Origin of the sequence: Bartonella sp. TT110JLCBS (assembly GCF_042193405.1) — a bacterium.
GTDB lineage: Bacteria > Pseudomonadota > Alphaproteobacteria > Rhizobiales > Rhizobiaceae > Bartonella.
Genome location: NZ_JBHILT010000328.1, coordinates 1 through 523, shown reverse-complemented (window position 1 = coordinate 523; position 523 = coordinate 1). Strand labels below are relative to the sequence as shown.

The 523-nt window shown below is 40.3% G+C and carries 2 protein-coding genes; both read right to left on the bottom strand.

Features of this window, described 5'->3' with window-relative positions; translation table 11 throughout:
• The coding region (locus tag ACFILW_RS11150) for a tail protein X (RefSeq protein WP_375685870.1) at positions 1 to 146 on the bottom strand (146 nt) is incomplete at its 3' end.
• On the bottom strand, positions 143 to 523 hold the full coding sequence (locus ACFILW_RS11145) for a phage tail protein (RefSeq protein ID WP_375612342.1): 381 nt from the start codon (positions 521 to 523) through the stop codon (positions 143 to 145). The genes ACFILW_RS11145 and ACFILW_RS11150, both read right to left, overlap by 4 nt.

Below are 523 nucleotides of genomic sequence, written 5' to 3'. Positions count from 1 at the left end.
GCTTTTAAAATGGGTCCATAGTCTGCAAGACCAAAATTTGCTGCATAAACGCGTTCAACAGCAAGGGCTTGTTGACCTTTGGCATAGTATTTCCAGCAAATGGCATCAACCATATCACCATCTTTGGTCATGTAAAGATCACTCATAGCTCTTCACCATATTCTCTCAACTTTATTGTAAATTCTTGTTTTTTTGGGGTGCCGTTATGATGAAAAACGCTTTGTTTTTCCTCTACAGAAAGAATGACAAACTTACCTAAGATTTTGCCTTGACCGGTCACAAGAATGTGAGGTCCTTCATGTGCCATTTGCCGTAAATATTCGAGCTGTCTGTGACCACCTTTGAAATCTGGATAAATCACACCAGTTAAAGAAAATTCCGCATTTGCAACAGCAGGCAATTGAAGAGCAGCCTTTCTCCCCAATCGTCCTTGCTCTACCCATGGCACCCCATAAGACATATCAAGTGTTTGATAAGCTGCTGTTTCAATCGAAAAAATAAAACCACCCAAAGCTAACATCAT